This window comes from Streptomyces sp. NPDC050548 (assembly GCF_044457385.1).
In the GTDB taxonomy this organism is placed as follows: Bacteria; Actinomycetota; Actinomycetes; order Streptomycetales; family Streptomycetaceae; genus Streptomyces.
In genome coordinates, this window is record NZ_JBITGV010000025.1 from 65,513 (window position 1) to 83,554 (window position 18,042).

The 18,042-nt window shown below is 67.1% G+C and carries 11 protein-coding genes; 10 read left to right on the plus strand and 1 reads right to left on the minus strand.

Features of this window, described 5'->3' with window-relative positions; all coding sequences use genetic code 11:
• The first annotated feature begins 237 nt into the window (after nt 1–237).
• The 3 genes from ACIBJH_RS43015 (at nt 238) to ACIBJH_RS43025 (ending at nt 5,373) form a co-directional block, all read left to right on the plus strand.
• Nucleotides 238–1,320 carry a lytic polysaccharide monooxygenase gene (locus tag ACIBJH_RS43015; protein WP_399122408.1) on the plus strand — a complete coding sequence of 361 codons (1,083 nt, stop codon included), beginning with the start codon at nt 238–240 and terminating at the stop codon, nt 1,318–1,320.
• A gap of 338 nt (nt 1,321–1,658) precedes the next feature.
• The gene (locus ACIBJH_RS43020) at nt 1,659–4,931 is read left to right on the plus strand and encodes a GH92 family glycosyl hydrolase (RefSeq protein WP_399122410.1); all 3,273 of its coding nucleotides are present in this window, start codon (nt 1,659–1,661) and stop codon (nt 4,929–4,931) included.
• A gap of 67 nt (nt 4,932–4,998) precedes the next feature.
• Entirely contained in the window at nt 4,999–5,373 is a 375-nt protein-coding gene (locus ACIBJH_RS43025) for a hypothetical protein (RefSeq protein WP_399122411.1), read from the plus strand.
• A gap of 7 nt (nt 5,374–5,380) precedes the next feature.
• Here the strand turns inward: ACIBJH_RS43025 and ACIBJH_RS43030 are convergent, their stop codons facing one another.
• Nucleotides 5,381–9,172 (minus strand): GH92 family glycosyl hydrolase, encoded by a 3,792-nt coding sequence (locus tag ACIBJH_RS43030; RefSeq protein WP_399122412.1) that lies wholly within the window; start codon nt 9,170–9,172, stop codon nt 5,381–5,383.
• A gap of 370 nt (nt 9,173–9,542) precedes the next feature.
• Between ACIBJH_RS43030 and ngcE the strand changes: the two genes are divergently transcribed.
• The 7 genes from ngcE to ACIBJH_RS43065 all read left to right on the plus strand — a co-directional run bounded on the left by ngcE (nt 9,543) and on the right by ACIBJH_RS43065 (nt 17,843).
• Nucleotides 9,543–11,009 carry an N-acetylglucosamine/diacetylchitobiose ABC transporter substrate-binding protein gene (gene ngcE / locus ACIBJH_RS43035; RefSeq protein WP_201050299.1) on the plus strand — a complete coding sequence of 489 codons (1,467 nt, stop codon included), beginning with the start codon at nt 9,543–9,545 and terminating at the stop codon, nt 11,007–11,009.
• Between the two features lie 49 nt (nt 11,010–11,058).
• The gene (locus ACIBJH_RS43040) at nt 11,059–11,985 is read left to right on the plus strand and encodes a carbohydrate ABC transporter permease (protein WP_399122413.1); all 927 of its coding nucleotides are present in this window, start codon (nt 11,059–11,061) and stop codon (nt 11,983–11,985) included.
• A 4-nt stretch (nt 11,986–11,989) separates the two neighbouring features.
• On the plus strand, nt 11,990–12,919 hold the full coding sequence (locus ACIBJH_RS43045; RefSeq protein ID WP_399122415.1) for a carbohydrate ABC transporter permease: 930 nt from the start codon (nt 11,990–11,992) through the stop codon (nt 12,917–12,919).
• A 182-nt stretch (nt 12,920–13,101) separates the two neighbouring features.
• Nucleotides 13,102–14,301 (plus strand): ROK family transcriptional regulator, encoded by a 1,200-nt coding sequence (locus ACIBJH_RS43050; protein WP_026179345.1) that lies wholly within the window; start codon nt 13,102–13,104, stop codon nt 14,299–14,301.
• 133 nt (nt 14,302–14,434) lie between these two features.
• On the plus strand, nt 14,435–15,532 hold the full coding sequence (locus ACIBJH_RS43055; RefSeq protein WP_399122476.1) for a sugar ABC transporter substrate-binding protein: 1,098 nt from the start codon (nt 14,435–14,437) through the stop codon (nt 15,530–15,532).
• A gap of 209 nt (nt 15,533–15,741) precedes the next feature.
• Nucleotides 15,742–16,530: an ATP-binding cassette domain-containing protein gene (locus ACIBJH_RS43060; RefSeq protein WP_388111288.1), complete on the plus strand. Its 789-nt coding sequence runs from the start codon at nt 15,742–15,744 to the stop codon at nt 16,528–16,530.
• Complete coding sequence (locus tag ACIBJH_RS43065; RefSeq protein WP_399122417.1) at nt 16,527–17,843, plus strand: sugar ABC transporter permease; 1,317 nt, start codon at nt 16,527–16,529, stop codon at nt 17,841–17,843. Before ACIBJH_RS43060 ends, ACIBJH_RS43065 begins: the two co-directional genes overlap by 4 nt.
• Nucleotides 17,844–18,042: the final 199 nt, after the last annotated feature.

The window sequence follows — 18,042 nt, forward strand, 5'->3', positions numbered from 1 at the left end:
CCTTGACCCGTGGGTCAGGGGCAAGCCCGGCTCCCGAACCGGCCGTCCCCGAGCGCCACTTGAAACCCCGCCCGCCGTTTACAGCCTCGCCGGTCCGCGCTAACTTCACGGTTAGTGGGGTGGGAGCGCTCCCATCCGCCCGGCGGTCCGGAACCCGCCGGGTGCGGCCGGGTCGCCCCACCCCACGCCTTCACCTCCGCACGTTCCGCACGACCGCCGAGCGAAGGTAGATCTGTCATGGCTATGACAATCAAGAGAACCGACCCACGATTACCGCGCCCCACCCCTCGACGAGCCCTGTTCCTCGTCCTGTTGGCCCTGCTCACCACCGTCCCCGCCCTGGCCCTGATCCTCGCCACCGGCGGCACCGCGCAGGCCCACGGCACCCCCATGAAACCCGCCAGCCGCACCTTCCTCTGCTGGCAGGACGCGCTGACCACCACCGGCGAGATCAAACCGATCAACCCGGCCTGCAAGGCGGCCCAACAGGTCAGCGGCACAACGCCGTTCTACAACTGGTTCTCCGTGCTGCGCTCCGACGGCGCCGGCCGCACCCGCGGCTTCGTGCCGGACGGTCAACTGTGCAGCGGCGGCAACCCCAACTTCACCGGCTTCAACCTCCCGCGCGACGACTGGCCCCTCACGCATCTCACCTCGGGCGCGACGGTCGACTTCTCGTACAACGCCTGGGCGGCGCACCCGGGTTGGTTCTACGTCTACGTCACCAAGGACGGCTTCGACCCGACGAAGGCACTCACCTGGGACGACATGGAGGCCACCCCGTTCCTCACGGTCGACCACCCGCCGCTCAACGGCACCCCGGGCACGGTCGAGGCCAACTACTCCTGGACCGGGCAGCTTCCGGCGAACAAGTCGGGGCGGCACGTCATCTACATGGTGTGGCAGCGCTCGGACAGCACCGAGACCTTCTACTCCTGCTCGGACGTCGTATTCGACGGCGGCAACGGCGAAGTGACGGGTATTCACGACCCGGGCAACCCCACCGACCCGGTACCCGGGGTCTGTTCGGCAAGCCGCCGTACGACGGGCAGTTGGCCCGGCGGCTACCAGTCCGAGGTGACCGTCACCAACTCCGGCGACGTCCCGATGCTCGGCTGGATGGTCAACTGGACGCTCCCCGGCGGGCAGTCGGTCGCCAGCCTCTGGAACGGCAACGCGACCTACACCGGCCAGAGCGTGATGGTCCACAACGCCGACTGGAACGGCTCGCTGAGTCCGGGGCAGAGCACCACCTTCGGCTACGTCGTGAACGGCGACGGAGGTGACCCGGCAACTGCCCTTCCCTGCCAGGTCGGTTGAACCCAGGTCGGTTGAACTCTGGCTCGGGGCGGACCCGGTGGTCGGGGGCCACCGGGTCCGCGAGCCGGATGGACGATGGGGGTGAGCCCACCCGGGTGGTGCGTGGCTTGGGGCGACACTGCGATGCGACAACGTTGTCAAATGGTCTGCATACGACTCTACCGCGCCAACGGACAACGATGTCAAGCCAGTTGGCCTGCGGACGCCGTCCGAGTGGATGCCGTGCGCGCCCCCGCCGGCCCACGCGCTCTTCCGTGGTACGGGTGGCGCACGTTACTGTCCCTGCGGCTTGTGCGACCTGTGGTGCGCGACCCGTCCGAAGGAGGAGGGGCCGCGTCATGCGTTTCCGTCCCATGTCTCTACTGCTCGCCGCCGCACTCGCGGTCGGCGGCGCCACCCCCGCCCTGGCGGCCACCGCCGCCCCACCGCAACTCGTCAAGGACCCCAGCGCCTACGTCGATCCACTGATCGGCACCAAGAACGGCGGCAATGTCTTCCCGGGCGCCGTCGTGCCCTTCGGCATGCTCTCCTGGAGCCCGGAGAACACCAGAGGCAGCGCGACGAGCACGGCCGCGCCAGGCGGCTACCAGTACGACGCCACCCGCATCCGCGGCTTCAGCCTGACCCACATGTCCGGCACGGGCTGCGCGGGCGGCAGCGGCGACATCCCGTTCTTCCCGTACGCCGGTGAGGTCACCTCCTCGCCCGCGAGCGACACCAAGGACGCCGTCTACGCCTCCGACTTCAGCCACACCGCCGAGACCGCCGAACCCGGCCACTACAAGGTCGGCCTCGCCTCCGGAGTCACCGCCGACCTCACCGCGACCGCCCGCACCGGCTCCGGCCGCTTCACCTACCCCGCAGACAAGCCCGCCTCACTCCTGATCCGCACCGCCAACTCCGAGGTGGGGTCGACGAATTCGTCGGTCACCATCGACCCGGCGACCCGTACCGTCTCCGGCTCGGTCACCTCCGGCAACTTCTGCGGCTACCTCGACCCCGAGGGCCAACGCGCCTACTACACCCTGTACTTCACCGCCACCTTCGACCGCGACTTCAAGACCACCGGCACCTGGCAGGACGACAAGCTCACCCCCGGGTCGACCTCCGCGACCGGCGGCACGGGCGGCTTCACCAACGGCGGCCGTCCCGTCGCGGGCAAGGGCGCCGGCGGCTACGTGGAGTTCGAGCCCGGCAGCGGCCCGGTCGGCGTCAAGGTCGGTATCTCGTACGTCAGTCAGGCCGGCGCCGAGGCCAACCTCGCCGCGGAGAACCCGCCGAAGCGCACCTTCGACGCGGTCGAGGACGCGGCGCACCGCGCCTGGCGCGACCAGCTCGGCGCGATCAAGGTCGGCGGCGGCACCGACGCCGAGCGCACCACCTTCTACACCGCGCTCTACCACTCCCTCCTGCACCCCAACGTCATCAGCGACGCCGACCGCAGATACACCGGCAGCGACGGCAAAGTGCACAAGGTCGGCCGGGGGCATCAAGCCCAGTACGGCACCTTCTCCGGCTGGGACATCTACCGGTCGCAGGTCCAACTGCTCACCCTGCTCAGCCCGCGCACCGGCTCGGACATCGCCCAGTCCCTCTACGAACTCGCCCAGCAGAACGGGGGAGTCTGGGACCGCTGGCTGCACGGCGCGAGCGGCACCCACGTCATGAACGGCGATCCCTCGCCCACCGCCCTGGCCGGCATCCGCGCCTTCGGCGGCACGGACTTCGACCTCAAGGGAGCCCTCGCCTCCCTCGTCCAGGCGGCGACCGTACCGACCGCCCAGGACCTGTCCTCGTCCGGCAAGCCGGTACTGTCCGTCGGCCAACGCCCGTCCCTTGACAAGTACTTGAACCTGCACTACATGCCGTCCGTGTCCAATGCCTGGGGCGGCGCCGCCGAGACGCTGGAGATGTCCACGGCGGACTTCTCGCTCTCCCAACTCGCCACGGCGGCAGGGAAGAAGAGCACGGCGGCCGACTTCGCCAAGCGCGCCCAGTGGTGGCAGAACAACTTCAACATCGCCGCCGACCCCACCGGCGGCTACATCGCCAACCGCAAGGCGGACGGCAGTTGGGTCACCGGCTTCACCCCGGGCACCGGCAACGGCTTCGTGGAGGGCACGGCCGCCCAGTACACCTGGATGGTCCAGCACAACCCCGCGGGCCTCTTCGCGGCGATGGGCGGCACCGACAAGGCCCTCGCCCGCCTCGACTCCTTCTTCCATGAGGCGGACGGAAGTTGGGCCTTCACGGGCAGCGGCGGCGACAAGTCCGAGCTGGACAACGAGCCGTCCGTCAACGTCCCCTACCTCTACGACTACGCGGGGGCGCCCTACAAGACCCAGGAGACGGTCAGGGCGGCCATGAAGCAGCTCTGGACGACCGACCCGGCCGGCATCCCGGGCAACGACGACCTCGGCGAGATGTCGTCCTGGTACGTCTTCTCCGCGCTCGGCATGTACCCCCAGGTCCCCTCCCGCGCCGAACTCACCCTCGCCTCACCGCTGTTCGAGCGCATCGAGATCAAGCGCCCGCACGGCAACGACATCTCCATCCACGCGCAGGGCGCGGCGACCGACGCCCCGTACATCCAGTCCCTGAAGGTCAACGGCCGTAGCAGCGACCGGCCTTGGCTCTCCTCTTCGATCGTCAGGAATGGCGGCACGCTCGACTACACCCTCGCCACCACCCCCAACCGCACCTGGGGCAGCGACCCCGCCGACGCCCCGCCGTCCTTCCGCACCGGTGAACAGCCGTACCAGATCGGCGTCGGCCCGACCGCCGCGACGCTCGCGCCCGGCGACACCACCAAGGTCAACATCAAGGCCCTGGCGCTGAGCGGCGGCACCGGACCCGAGGTCCGCTACAGCGTCGAGACGCCCGCCGGAGTCACGGCAACTCCTGCCCAGGGCACGGTCGTCGACGGCTCCCAGGACATCACCCTCACGGCCGCCACGGACGTCAAGCAGGGCTTCTACGACGTGAAGGTCACCGTCACCTCGGGCGACACGTCGTACGAGCAGCCGGTGTCCCTCACGGTCGCCGCGCCCGGCACCCTGCTCGCCGCCTACAACAACACCGGCGTCTCCGACGACAACGGCGAGCACGACGAGGCGGACTACGACGGCGGCGGCTGGAGCTACTCCCTCCAGGCGCTCGCGGCGGCCGGTCTGACCCCGGGCGGCACCGGCACGGTGGACGGGCTCGGCTTCACCTGGCCGAACTCGCCGAACGGACGTCCGGACAACGTCTCGGCGGCCGGACAGACCCTCCAACTCCCGCAGCCCGCGGCCAACTTGTCGTTCGTCGGCAGCGCGGTCAACGGCAATCAGCAGACGAAGGCGACCGTCACCTACACCGACGGCAGCACCGACGTCGTCGACCTCTCCTTCACGGACTGGACGATCGGCGGGGGCGGCGGAACCGTGCAGTACGGCAACGAGATCGTCGCCAGGACGGCGTACCGCAATGTCGCGGGTGCGGACAAGGACCCGGTCGTCACCTATGTGTTCGCCACCAGGCCCTTCGCGGCACCCACGGGCAAGACCATCAAGAGCGTGACACTTCCGGACGACCCGGATCTCCATGTGTTCACCCTTGCGGTGAACTGACGTCCACCATGTGTGCCCTCGCCCGTTCCGGTGGCGGGGGCACATCGGTGCGTGCGAGCATCCGCAGATGGGTAAACGGCCGCAGCTGCCCGAGGAGTTCCGGGCCGAAGGGCGTTCGGCCTTCGCTTTCCTGGTCGAGGGCGAGGGCTTCGCGCCGCCGGAGGACATAGACGGCGGCCTGCGCTATCTGCGCGCCGACCTGATGGTGCGCGTCTGGTTCCTGGGCGGCGCCGAATCCGAGGTCCTGACACGACTGATCCCCCTGGCGCCGGACGGCACCAGGGGGAAAGGCGCTTGGCTGGACGACCTGTACAAGGCCGCCGCGTGCGGCCCGGCCCAGGACGTTCCCGTCTTCGCGTCGACCAGAAGGGGTGTGCTCAGACGGGTTCACCAGCACGCGGAGGCGTTGCGCCGACTGCTGCCCCGCCTCCCCGTGCCGTGACCGTGCCTCAGGCCAGCAGCTCCACCTCCGCGAGTGTCGAGGAGCTGTCCAGGACGAGGCGGTAATGGGCGTACGAACCAGGTGACTTGACCGAGAACGCCCGCGTCTGCTTGTCCCAGGTGAAGGACTCGCCGGAGCGCTTGTCGAGCGTCTTCCACTTGGTGCCGTCGGTCGAGCCCTGAAGGGTCCAGCCGGTCGGTGCCGCCGTGCGGTCCGTCGACGACGTCAGCGTGTACTGGATGCCCTTGGTGGCCTTGGCGACCGGCAGGTCCACCGAGGTCACCGTGGCGGCCGTGGCCGACGTGTTGTCGAACAGGGCGCCGGTGGCGGCGAGTTGGTCGCTGCGGGGGGTGGGCACCTTGTCGTTCTTGGTGATCGACACCGGCGCCGCGTCCTTGCCGCTGCCCCACGTCGAGGGCTTGGAGCCCATGGAGAAGTCCAGCACTCCGCCCTTCTCCAGCAGCGAGTGCGGGAGCGAAGTCGACGTCCAGGGCTTGCCGTTGACCGTCAGACTCTGGACGTAGACGTTCTTCGTGCTGTTCTTCGGCGCCTTGACGACCAGGTCCTTGCCGTTCTCCAGGTGGACGGTCGCCTTGGTGAACAGCGGGGAGCCGATGGTGTATTCGCCGCTGCCCATCACCAGCGGGTAGAAGCCGAGCGCGGAGAAGAGGTACCAGGCCGACTGCTCGCCGTTGTCCTCGTCACCGTGGTAGCCCTGTCCGATCTCGCTGCCGGTGTAGAGCCGGGACAGCACCTCACGCACGTCCTTCTGCGCCTTCCAGGGCTCGCCGGCCGCGTCGTACATGTACGTGACGTGGTGGGCGACCTGGTTGGAGTGGCCGTACTGGCCCATGCGGACGTCGCGGGCCTCCGTCATCTCGTGGATGACGCCGCCGTAGGAGCCGACGGTGGCGGACGAGGCCTTCTCCGGGGTGGCGAAGTACTCGTCGAGCTTGTCGCCGAGGGCCTTCTGGCCGCCGTAGAGGTTGGCGAGGCCGCGGCTGTCCTGCGGGGCGGTGAAGGCGTAGCCCCAGCCGTCGGTCTCCGTGTAGTCGTAACCCCAGATCTTCGGGTCGTAACTCGCCGACGCCACGCGCCAGTTGCCCTTGGCGTCCTTGCCCTGGAAGAACCCGGCCTGCTTGTCGAAGAGGTTCACGTAGTCCTGGGCGCGGTTGAGGAAGTACTCGGACTCCTCCTTGTAGCGCTTTTCGCCGGTCTTCTTGTAGAGGGCCAGGCCCATCTGCGCGATGCCGTAGTCGTTGTTGTAGCCCTCCATGGCCCAGGAGAAGCCCTCGTTGGTGTCCGTGCTCGTGTAGCCGAGGAAGGGCGAGGTGGTCATGCCCTTGCGGCCGACGCCCGAGGAGGGCGGGACGACGGTGGCGTTCTTCACGGCCGCGTCGTAGGCCGACTTGGCGTCGAACTGCACGCCCTTGATGTACGCGTCCGCGAACGCGACGTCCGAGGAGGTGCCGGTCATCAGGTCCGCGTAGCCGGGGGAGGACCAGCGCGAGGTCCAGCCGCCGTCCTTGTACTGCTGCACGAACCCGTCGACCATCTCACCCGCCTGACCGGGCGTCAGGAGCGAGTACGCCGGCCAGGTGGTCCGATAGGTGTCCCAGAAGCCGTTGTTGACGTACACCTTGCCGTCGACGATCTTCGCGCCGGTGTGCGTCGGGGTGTCCTGGCTCGGCATCGGAGAGAACGGCGAGGCGTACTGGTAGGTCGAACCGACCTTCTCGAAGCCGGAGTTGGGGTACAGGTAGAGCCGGTACATGCTGGAGTAGAGCGTGGTGAGCTGGTCGGGGGTCGCGCCCTCGACCTCGACCTTGCCGAGCAGCTTGTCCCACACCTGCTGGGCCTGGTCCTTGACCGTGTCGAAGGAGGTGCCGTCCGGGATCTCCTGGCTCAGGTTGGCCTTCGCCTGGTCGACGCTGATCAGCGAGGTGGCCAGGCGCAGGGTGACCGTGTGGTCGGCGCCCGCCTTGAACCGCAGATAGCCCTTGACGCCGGTGGAGGAGCCGTCCGTCACGGGCGCGTCGAACACGCCGTACACGAAGAGGCGGGTGGCGCCCGTGGACAGCCCGGACTTGACGTCCGAGTAGCCGGTGACGGTCCCGTCGGTCTTGTCGAGGGTCAGGCCGGCCTGCTCGGTGACGTTGTCGAAGATGACGCTCGCGTCGTCGCCGGGGTAGGTGAAGCGCAGTGAGGCCGCGTGGTCGGTCGGGGCCATCTCGGCCTTGAGACCGTTCTCGAACGTGACGCCGTAGTAGTACGGGCGCGCGGTCTCGTTCTCGTGCTTGAAGGCCAACTCCCGTGCGTTCGGGTCGGTGTTGGGCGTTCCCGAGGCCGCCGACGGCATCACCTGGAAGGTCTGCCGGTCGCCCATCCAGGGGCTGGGCTCATGGCTCAGGCTGAGCGCCTGGAGCGTCGGCAGATTGGCGTCGTTGTTCGCTCGTGCGTAGTCGTAGAGCCAGCTCAGCGACGACGAATTCGTCACCGGGGTCCAGAAGTTGAAGCCGTGCGGCAGCGCGGTGGCGGGGAAGTTGTTGCCGCGCGAGAAGCTGCCGCTGGAGTTGGTGCCGCGGGTGGTGAGCGCGTAGTCGGAGAGATGCGCCTTCGGCTTCTCGGGCGCGACCGACTTGATGCTCACGTCGTCGAGCCAGCCACGGAACTTCGCCGGCCCGCTGGGGGAGTCGTAGGCCAGCAGGATCCGGTCGACGGTCTTGCCGGCCGCGACCGAACCGATCCGCGAGAGGACGTTGTTCCACTGGTTGACGTAGAGGATCTTGGCGGCGCCCTGCCCCTGCGGGGTGAGCGCGAAGCCGTGCGAGTCGCTCGCGCCGAGGCCGCTGAGGTAGGTGCCGTCGGTGAAGGCGAGGTCGACGGAGACGTTCGTGGCGTCGTAGTCGAGGTCGCCGTCGGCCATCTGCGGGAAGATCTTGTACGACAGCTCGGTGTCCGGGCCGACGGCCACGTTCACGTCGAAGACCTTGTTGTACGAGTACGCCCGCCCCGTCGCCGTATGACGGCCCGCGTAGCGCAGTGCGCGCGTCCCGGTGAAGCCGGCGGCCGCTTTGGCCGTGGGGGAGCCGCTGGGGCCGTGGTCGACCAGCGAGAGCATGTCCTCGGGGATGGGGGCGGTGGAGCCACCGGTGGAGAACTGGACGTCGGCGAGCTGCAGGATGTCGCCGCCGTTGTTCTTGCTCACGTCCAGCCGGAAGTGCTGGTACTCGGCGGGCTCGGCGAGGTCGTACGACTTGGTCTGGAACCGGGCGGAGAACGCCTCGCCGGAGCGGGTGTCGACGGTCTTCCAGTCCTTGCCGTCGGTGGACCCCTGGAGGGTCCAGTCCTGCGGGTCGCGCTCGTCGTGGTCGTTGGCCGAAGTGAGCGCGTACGTCACGATTTTGAGTGGTTTGTCGAGATCGAACTCGACCCAGCCCGTGGGTGCGAAGGTGAGCCACTTGGTGCCGGACTCGGCGTCGACGAGGTTCTCCTTCACCTCGCCCGCACCGGTGTTCTCGCCGCTGGCCCGCAGGTCCGTGACATGGTCGTCGACATTGCCGGGGATACCGCTGGTGTATCCGCCGTCGACGCCGGAGGCCCGCTTGGAGCCGTCCGGCGCGGTGTCCACGGTGTTGAGCCAGTCCGGCGCCGGATCGCCCGCCTCGAAGGAGGAGGCGAACTCCCCGGCCGGAGCGGGTGCCTTGACGGGCAGCGCGACGGCCGCCCCTTGAGACCCCGCCACCAGAGCGACGGCGGCCACCGAGACGGCCGCCGAACCCCACCATCTGTGATGCATACGAAGGCATCCTCCCGCCACATGAGACAACGTTGTCAGCTTTGCCGCGCAAGCAACAGTAGGGAGTCAAGTGGCCAGGGATGTCAAGGGTGTTGAGTGCGGCATTCGAGCGCAATAGCGGGGATTTCTCCGGCATCGAACGCACAGGGCCTTCATATTTCCGCGAGGTCTCACTTCGGAAAAGACCGACAACCTACCCTGCATTCGATCTTGCTCTGTCGACCGGAAGTGGACTATACCTGTCGCGTTCGACACCGCTCTCACAGCAGCGCGACACGAAGTACCTCTGCACGACCAAGCTCGAACTGACCGCGGTGCCGGGGAGGATCCGGTTCACCGCCTGAGTCCTGTTGAAGGCGAGGACTTGAGCATGGGATCCACTTCCGCCGAGAACAACTTTTCCGGCAGCACCGGCGCACAGGGTGTCGGCCGCCGAGATCTGATCAAGAGGTCGGCCGCACTCGGTCTGATCTCCGTTCCGGCCATGAGCTTCCTCTCGGCCTGTGCGAGCAGCGACAGCGGCTCGGACAAGAAGGCCAAGTCGGGCACGAAGACCGCGAAGAACCCGCTGGCGGTGAACGACACCGCGCAGATGGAGTTCGTGCTCTTCGACGGCGGCTTCGGGAAGGAGTACGCCGAGGACGCCGTCAAGATCTACGAACAGAACTTCCCCAAGGCGAAGGTCAAGTTCTCCGCCACCCAGAAGATCCAGTCGACGCTGCAGCCCCGCTTCAACCAGGGCACCCCGCCGGACCTGATCGACAACTCCGGCGCCGAGCAGATGGACATGGGTGTCCTCGTCGGCAAGAAGCAGCTCAGCGACCTCACCCCGCTGCTGGACGCGCCCTCCTACGACGACCCGTCGAAGAAGGTCCGCGACACCCTGCGGCCCGGCATCGTCGAGATGGGCCAGTTCGACGGCGACCCCGTCTGGATCATGTACTACGCCTACACCGTGTACGGCGTCTGGTACTCGCAGAAGGCCCTGGACGCGCTCGACGAGAAGTACCCCGAGACCTGGGACCAGATGCTCGCGGTCTGCGAGAAGGCCAAGAAGAAGGGCATGGCGGGCTGGACCTACGCGGGCAAGTACCCGTACTACCTCCCGTTCTCGCTCTACCCGATGATCGGCAAGGTCGGCGGCCGTGAGGTCCTCGACGCGATCGACAACCTGGAGCCGAACGCCTGGAAGCACCCGGCCGTCAAGGCCTGCTTCGACGCCTACTACGAGCTGTTCAAGAAGGGCTACATCCTCAAGGGCACGCCCGGCATCGACCACATCCAGTCGCAGACCGCGTGGGCCGAGGGCAAGGCGCTGTTCATCCCGAACGGCTCCTGGGTGGAGAACGAGTCCGCCAACGTCATCCCCAAGGACTTCAACCTCGCCGTCTCCGCGCCGACCGGCATCGACAGCTCCGACAAGATGCCCTTCGGCACCATCTGGGCGTCCGGCGGTGAGCCCTTCATCGTCCCGGCCAAGGCGGCCAACGCGGCGGGCGGCATGGAGCAGTTGCGCATCATGCTCAGCGAGGCCTCGTCGAAGAACTTCACCAGCAAGGTGAAGTCACTGACCGCGTACAACGGCGGCACCGACGGGATCACCCTCACGCCGGGTCTCACCTCCGGTGTGGCGGCGCTGAAGCTGGCCGGCGACAACGTGCTCAACCCGCGCCTTCAGGACTGGTACGTGCAGTTGCAGAAGGAGCAGATCGGTGTCGCGGGTCTCGGCGAGATGATGGCCGGACGGGCCACCCCGGCCGAGACCATCAAGAAGATCCAGGGCTTCGCCGACGCGGCCGCCAAGGACACGTCGATCAAGCACTACAAGCACCAGTGAGGATCCGTCACCAGCGGCGGCGCCCGCCCAGAGAACGGGGTCGGTAGCAATGCAGCACGGCAAGTACCGGTTCATCGTGGGGTTCCTGACGGTTCCCCTCGGGCTGTACGTGCTTTTCGTCGTATGGCCCTTCATCCAGTCGATCTACTATTCGTTCACGGACTGGACGGGGCTGAGCCCGGAATTCAAAATGGTCGGCTTCGACAACTACAAGAGAATGTTCCACGACGAGATCTTCTGGAAATCGTTGCAGCACAGTCTCCTGTTCGCGTTGGTGCTGCCGCTGGTGACGATCAGTCTGGCGCTGTTCTTCGCTTTCATGATCAATGTGGGCGGACGGCGCCGGACGGGCGGCCCGGTGGTCTCGGGCGTCCGCGGCTCCTCCTTCTACAAGATCGTCTATTTCTTCCCGCAGGTCCTCTCGATCGCGATCGTCGCCCTGTTGTTCGCCTTCGCGTACAACCCGGACAGCGGCGCGATCAACTCCTTCCTCCGCGGGATCGGACTCGGCAGCATCCAGCCGCTGTGGCTCGGCGATCCGAGCCTCGCCCTCTGGTGCGTGATGGGGGTCCTCGTCTGGTCCACGGTCGGCTTCTTCGTGGTCCTCTTCTCGGCCGGTATGGCGTCCATTCCGGCCGAGTTGTACGAGGCGGCGCTGCTCGACGGCGCCAACCGGATGACCACGTTCTTCCGCCTCACCCTGCCGCTGCTGTGGGACACCGTGATGTCCGGCTGGGTCTACATGGGCATCCTGGCGCTGGGCGCCGAGTCGTTCGCGGTCGTACAGATCATGACGACCGGACCGGGCGGTCCCGACTACTCGACCACCGTCATGGTCCTGTACGTGTACCAGAAGGCGTTCCGAGACGGACAGGCCGCCTACGCGACCACCATCGGCGTCGCCCTGCTCGTCGTCACGCTGGCCTTCGCGGCGATCGTGATGCGACTGGGCCGCCGTGAGCGGCTGGAGTTCTGATCACATGAAGACGACCGAGACCCCCGCCCCCGTGCCGGCCGAGCCCGGTGTCCCCGTCGCCAAGGTCGGCACGACCGCCGGAGACGCGCCGAAGCGGAAGACGAAGAAAGAGGGCAGAGTCCTCAACGTCTTCTCGCACGGCATGCTCATTCTGTGGGCGTTCATGGTCGTCCTGCCGCTTCTCTGGGCGGTGATGACGTCCTTCAAGAGCGACAGCGCGATCTTCAGCTCGCCCTGGGCGCTGCCGGACAAACTGCACTTCGACAACTGGGCGCGCGCCTGGACCGACGCCAACATGAGCGACTACTTCTTCAACACCGTTCTGGTGGTGGGTGGTTCACTCATCGGCACCCTCGTACTCGGTTCGATGGCCGCGTATGTGCTCGCCCGGTTCGACTTCCCGGGCAACCGCTTCATCTACTTCCTGTTCATCGGCGGCATGAGTTTCCCGATCATGCTGGCCCTGGTCCCGCTGTTCTACGTCGTCAACAACCTGGGACTGCTCAACACGATCCACGGGCTGATCCTGGTCTACATCGCGTACTCGCTGCCGTTCACGGTCTTCTTCCTGACCGCGTTCTTCCGCACTCTGCCCACCTCGGTGGCGGAGGCGGCGTTCGTGGACGGGGCCTCGCACAGCCGGACGTTCTTCCAGATCATGCTGCCGATGGCCAAGCCGGGCCTGATCAGCGTGGGGATCTTCAACTTCCTGGGGCAGTGGAACCAGTACATGCTGCCGACGGTCCTGAACACCGACCCGGACAAACGGGTCCTCACCCAGGGCCTGGTGCAGCTCGCCGCCAGCCAGGGCTACAAGGGCGACTGGTCCGGTCTCTTCGCCGGTCTGGTCATGGCGATGCTTCCGGTACTTGCTGCATACATCGTGTTCCAGCGACAGGTGGTGCAGGGGCTGACGGCGGGGGCTCTCAAGTAGCGCCCCGCTAGGGGCTCGTGCGCGCCGCTCCAGGCTTCTGGGGCGGCTTGCACGCATGTGTGCAAGTACCTCGATGCGGTTCAACCTCTTGACGGGAGGCGACCCTAACGGCTCTGCTGAGAGTTCACTAGTTGGACATAGACGGGGCCTCATCGATGCGGTCCCGTGCGCAGGAGGTCGTCGTGGAGACTCCGGGGTCGCAGTCGTCGCTGCACCGAGCGAATCTAGAGCGGGTCGTGCGAGCGGTGCGGCTGGCCGGGTCGCTCACGCAGGCGGAGATCGCGAGGACGACGGGTCTGTCGGCTGCGACGGTCTCCAACATCGTGCGCGAGCTGAAGGACGGCGGAACGGTCGAGGTCACACCCACTTCGGCGGGTGGCCGCAGGGCCCGCAGCGTGTCGCTGAGCGGGGACGCCGGCATTGTCATCGGCGTCGACTTCGGGCACACGCATTTGCGCGTCGCGGTCGGGAACCTCGCCCATCAGGTGCTGGCCGAGGAGTCCGAACCCGTCGACGTGGACGCGTCCTCCACGCAGGGCTTCGACCGGGCGGAAGAGCTGGTCAACCGGCTGATCGCGGCGACCGGAGTGGACCGTTCCAAGATCGCCGGGGTGGGTCTCGGCGTACCCGGTCCGATCGACGTGGAATCGGGCACCCTGGGCTCCACCGCCATCCTCCCGGGGTGGACCGGCACCAGACCCGCCGAGGAGCTCGGCAGCCGTCTGGGCGTACCGGTGCACGTCGACAACGACGCCAACCTCGGCGCCCTCGGTGAGCTGGTCTGGGGCAGTGGCCGGGGGGTCAGGGACCTGGCGTACATCAAGGTCGCCAGCGGGGTCGGCGCGGGTCTGGTCATCAACGGCAAGATCTACCGGGGCCCGGGTGGCACAGCGGGAGAAATCGGGCATATTACTCTTGATGAGTCCGGCCCTGTCTGCCGTTGCGGAAACCGGGGCTGCCTGGAGACCTTCACGGCCGCGCGCTATGTGCTGCCGCTCCTCCAGTCCAGCCACGGCACCGACTTGACCATGGAGGGAGTCGTACGGCTGGCGCGGGACGGAGACCCGGGCTGTCGTCGGGTGATCGCCGACGTCGGCCGACACATCGGCAGTGGAGTCGCCAATCTCTGCAATTTGCTGAACCCGAGCCGAGTGGTCCTCGGTGGCGATCTCGCCGAGGCCGGTGAGCTGGTGCTCGGGCCGATCAGGGAGTCTGTCGGCCGCTATGCGATCCCCAGTGCGGCGCGTCAACTGTCCGTTCTCCCGGGGGCACTTGGAGGCCGTGCGGAGGTGCTCGGAGCACTCGCTCTCGCGCTCAGCGAGATGGGCGATTCGACGCTTTTGGACGGGTCGCTGACCGCAGCGACACCTGTCTTCACTTAGAGAACGCACGACGCCGTTGCCATCTCGTTAAGTATTTACTTCTTGACGTCGCACGCGTGGCCGAGTTGACTTCCAGCCACCTCGGCCGCAACGACGCGGCCTCGTCAGGGAGGTTTCTGAAGTGAACACGCGTATGCGTCGTGCCGCCGTTGCTGTCATCGCCACCACGATGGCCGTCGCACTGGCCGCCTGTGGCAAGGCCGGCGACGACAAGAAGTCCGACAGCAGCTCTTCCAGCTCCTCGGGCGGTACCAACGCCAAGATCGGCCTGCTGCTGCCCGACAGCGTCACCACTCGGTACGAGAAGTTCGACAAGCCGTACTTCGAGGCCAAGGTCAAGGCGCTCTGTGCCGGCTGCACCGTCGAGTACAACAACGCCAACGCCAGCGCGGCCACCCAGGCCCAGCAGGTGAGCAGCATGATCACCAAGGGCGTCAAGGTCATCGTGATCAGCGCCCAGGACTCCGCCGCGATCAAGTCCTCGATCCAGCAGGCGGTCGCCAAGGGCATCAAGGTCGTCGCGTACGACCGTCTGGCCCAGGGCCCGGTCTCGGCCTACGTCTCCTTCGACAACGTCCAGGTCGGCAAGCTCCAGGGTGAGGCGCTCCTCACCGCGCTGGGCTCGAAGGCCACCACGAAGTCGAAGATCGTCATGATCAACGGTGACGACGCCGACCCGAACGCCGCGCAGTTCAAGAAGGGCGCCCACGAGGCCCTCGACGGCAAGGTCACCATCGCCTACGAGCAGTCCGGCCTGTGGAAGGACACCGTCGCCAACCAGAAGGTCACGGCGGCCATCACCCAGCTCGGTGCCAAGAACATCGCGGGCGTCTACTCCGCCAACGACGGCATGGCCGGCGGTATCGCCACCGCCCTCAAGGGCGCGGGCATCAGCGGCATCCCGCTGACGGGCCAGGACGCGGAGCTCGCCGGTATCCAGCGCATCGTCGCCGGTACCCAGTCCAGCACCGTCTACAAGGCCTTCAAGCCGGAGGCCGAGGCCGCCGCGACGCTCGCCGTCGACCTGGCGCAGGGCAAGAGCATCACCGGGCTCGCCACCACGACCCAGACCAGCGGCTCCGGCGACAAGGTGCCCTCGCAGCTGCTGACCCCGGTGTCGGTCACCAAGGCCAACATCAAGGACACGGTCATCAAGGACGGTCTCTACACCGTCGCGCAGATCTGCACCGCCGACTACGCCAAGGCGTGCAAGGCGGCCGGTCTGGAGTAACCACCGCCCAGCGGTGACAAAGCCCCTTCGGCGTCCGCCCCACCTTCAAACCCCGCTGTGGGGCGGGCGCCGATCGGAACCCGTGCGAGCGCAGCCGTTGCCAACTGGCACCGGCCGCGCGCATGTTCATCTTGTAAATCTGTGCCTAGGCACAACCCTCCGCGCCTTTAGACAAGCGCGGCATCCCCGCCGGTCAGGCGGCGAAGGAGATGGTTCACGTGTCCGCTACGCCCGTGCTGGCGTTGCGCGGAGTCTCCAAGCGATTCGGTGCGGTGCAGGCCCTCACCGACGTAGAGCTGGAGGTTCACGCCGGAGAAGTGGTCGCACTGGTCGGCGACAACGGCGCAGGAAAGTCCACCCTGGTGAAGACGATCGCCGGTGTGCACCCCATCGATGAAGGAGTCATCGAATGGGAGGGCAACCCGGTCAGCATCAACAAGCCGCACGACGCCCAGGGACTCGGCGTCGCGACGGTCTACCAGGACCTCGCGCTGTGCGACAACCTCGACGTCGTCGGCAACCTGTACCTCGGACGTGAGCTGCTTCGCCGTGGCGTCATCGACGAGGTCACGATGGAGAAGAACTCCCGCGAACTGCTGAGCACTCTCTCCATCCGCATCCCGAGCGTGCGGATCCCGATCGCCAGCCTCTCCGGTGGCCAGCGGCAGGTCGTCGCCATCGCCCGCGCGCTGATCGGTGACCCCAAGGTCGTCATCCTCGACGAGCCCACCGCCGCCCTCGGCGTCGAGCAGACCGCTCAGGTCCTCGACCTGGTCGAGCGGCTGCGCGAGCGCAACCTCGGCGTCATCCTCATCAGCCACAACATGGCCGACGTCAAGGCGGTCGCCGACACCGTCAACGTGCTGCGGCTGGGCAAGAACAACGGCTCCTTCCCGGTGAAGGACACCAGTCAGGAAACGATCATCGCCGCGATCACCGGTGCCACGGACAACGCCGTGACCCGTCGTGCGGTGCGCAGCACGGAGGCGGCAAAGTGAGCGACACGTCCAACACCGTGAAGAAGGAATCGGCGGAGTCGCAGACCACCGTCGCTCCCGCCGACGACCCCACGGCCGCGGCCGTCTCGGTCGTCGACCCGCGGCTGCTGATCCGCGAAGAGGGCTTCAAGGGCTACATCACCGAGTTCAAGCGCAAGGTCAAGGGCGGTGAACTCGGCTCGCTGCCGGTCATCGTCGGCCTGATCGTCATCGGCATCATCTTCCAGTCCCAGAACAGCCGGTTCCTGAGCGCGGACAACCTGTCCAACATCAGCTACTACCTGTCGGCCACCGGCATGCTCTCCATCGGTCTGGTCTTCGTGCTGCTGCTCGGCGAGATCGACCTGTCGGTCGGTTCGGTCAGCGGTCTGGCGTCCACCCTGTTCGCCGTCTTCGTGGTCAACCACGGGATGGAGGGCTGGCTGGCGCTGGTCCTGACCATCGTCACGGGTGTCGGCATCGGCGCGCTGCACGGCTTCTTCTTCGCGAGGATCGGCGTACCGGCGTTCGTCGTCACCCTGGCCGGCTTCCTCGGCTGGAACGGTCTGATGCTGTGGCTGCTCGGTTCGAGCGGCACCATCAACATCCCGGACGAGGGTCCGGTGCACCTGCTGGGCCAGAGCTCGTTCTTCATGGACCAGTCGATCGCCGGCGCCTACATCCTGGCCGGGCTCGGCGTCGCCTCCCTGGCCTACGGCTCGCTCGTCGACCAGCGCCGCCGCAAGGCCGCCGGCGTGCCCTTCCGGCCCACCAGCGAGATCGCGCTGCGGGTCGGTCTGCTCGCCGTGGCCGCGTTCGTCACCGCGGCTGTGCTGAACTCCGCGGCCGGCGTCTCCAACTCGCTGGTGATCTTCCTCGCCTCCCTGGTGATCGTGGACTTCGTGCTCCGCCGTACCCCGTACGGCCGCAAGGTCTTCGCGGTCGGCGGCGGCATCGAGGCCGCGCGCCGTGCCGGTATCAACGTGTCCATGATCCGGATCACCGTGTTCGCCATCTCCGGCGGCTTCGCGGCGGTCGGCGGTATGTTCTTCGCCGGTCAGACCCAGAGCGCCACGCTCAACGCCGGTGGCGGCAACACCCTGATGCTGGCCATCGCGGCGGCGGTCATCGGCGGTACGAGCCTCTTCGGTGGCCGGGGCAGCGTCTGGTCCGCCCTCCTGGGCATGCTCGTCATCCAGTCGATCCAGACCGGTCTCGACCTGCTCAACATGAACACGTCGATCCAGTACATGATCACGGGTGGCGTTCTGCTCGGCGCGGTCGTCATCGACTCCGTGTCCCGCAAGAGCCAGAAGGCGGCAGGTCGCGGCTGACCTGCGTCCTTTCGGACCAGTGCCCGGTACCGATCGCGGTACCGGGCACAGCCATGTCACAGGAAAGGTCGTAGGAAAGGCTGTTCTTGGGTACAGCCGATCGCGTGACGTATGACGCACAGCCCGGGCGCGGTCCGCAAAGGCGGAACATTAGACTCGACAAGCCCGGCAACAGCTCGATCAGCTCTACTCGCAAGGA